Here is a 1,728-nt window from a genome sequence, read left to right as displayed (position 1 = left end):
AGAGCCTTTTGATATTTCTCCATCTTTAACACCGGTAATCGTACTAGTGGCAAGATTTCCTTTTTCATCCTTACGTCTTGCGTCATAAGCACCTTTATCTTCATCCCAGTTTAAACCATTCTGTTCTATCTGCTCTGTTTGTTTTTTAACCTCGTTCAGACGATCGTTCAAATCTTCCATATTGTCATTAACACCACCAAAAGCCTCAGCTACAGTACGATATTCCTTATGCTTCTTTCCATCGCTTTTACTATCAGAATTGAGTTGAATAATCTGAAATGTTGGAGCAGTCCAAACACCATCAACATATCCTGCATCGCCACCGAAATATTTAGCAAGCTTGTCCTTCGTCTCATAAAGCTGTCCACCAGTAATCGCTTCTGTGGACATTTTTGAAACCTCTCCGTCCTTCAAGCCAGAAAGGATCCGGCCTTCACCATCTTTGTTCACAAAATTGATTTCCCCGCCATCTACTTGCGAACCTATCGTGATGCGGTTACTGCCATTCTCACCTTTCTCTTGTTGAACTAAATTATTCTCTACAGCCATCGTAAAGGAGCTACTAACGTTCTCTAAAGCTGCCGCTACATTCGTATATGTTTCATCTTCGAGAGTTCCATCTTCTTTGAGAACCTTAATCTTGAAAATAGGAGCCGTCCATTTGCCATTTTCATAGCTCGCCTTACCGCCTAAATACTCAGCTAGTTTACTATTCGTTTTATATAACTGATTACCTGTGATCGCTTCTGTCGAACCCTCTACTATATCTCCATCAATAAGAAACTTAAGTTTATTCGCAACTTTCTCTTTCTTATTTTCACCATGAAGGGCAACAAACGCTCCCTCCTTTTCATCCCATAACAAACTATTTTGAAGATTTTCAATCGTGTTATTTTTAAGCTGTGTCAATGTTGTATCAACGCTAGAAAATGCAGATCCTACATTATTATGCGATGTACCTTGAATGCTATACGTCGGTTTCACCCAAACACCATCATTATATTTTGCTTCACCGCCTAAATACTCAGCTAGTTTATTATTCGTTTTATATAACTGATTACCTGTGATCGCTTCTGTCGAACCCTCTACTATATCTCCATCAATAAGAAACTTAAGTTTATTCGCAGCTTTCTCTTTCTTATTTTCACCATGAAGGGCAACAAACGCTCCCTCCTTTTCATCCCATAACAAACTATTTTGAAGATTTTCAGTCGTGTTATTTTTAAGCTGTGTCAATGTTGTATCAACGCTAGAAAATGCAGATCCTACATTATTATGCGATGTACCTTGAATGCTATACGTCGGTTTCTGCCAAACACCATCATTATAGCTTGCCCCTCCTCCTAAATAAGAAGAAAGCTTAGTGTTCGTCTCGAAAAGCTGTTTTCCTGTAATTGCTGCAGTGGAAGTTTTTGAAACTTCTCCATCATTCAAGCCGGAAAGGGTCCGGCCTTTACTATCCTTGTTCGCAAAACTGATTTCCTCACCACCTACTTTTGAACCTATCGTGATAAGACTACTGCCATCTTCACTGTTATCTTGTTGCACAAGGCTCTTACTTCCAACACCTGAAAGTTCTTTATAAATTTCTGATAGAGAATCATCAACACCGGCAAAGGCTGCTCCGATATTCCCGTAATCTGTATTCTGAATCTTATAAGTTGGAGCTATCCCCTTAAGAATATCCGCTTTACCTCCCAAATAATTAGAAGCATTCTCGGCAATTCT

1 protein-coding gene is annotated in these 1,728 nt (G+C 39.2%); it reads right to left on the bottom strand.

Annotation, left to right across the window (positions count from 1 at the left end):
• The coding region (locus M4Z11_RS07190; RefSeq protein WP_249677993.1) for an adhesin at nucleotides 1–1,728 on the bottom strand (1,728 nt) is incomplete at both ends.

The sequence above is a fragment of the Bartonella bilalgolemi genome (assembly GCF_023500045.1).
GTDB lineage: Bacteria > Pseudomonadota > Alphaproteobacteria > Rhizobiales > Rhizobiaceae > Bartonella > Bartonella bilalgolemii.
Note: the sequence above shows the minus strand (reverse complement) of the source record. Positions and strands in the feature narration are given on the sequence as shown.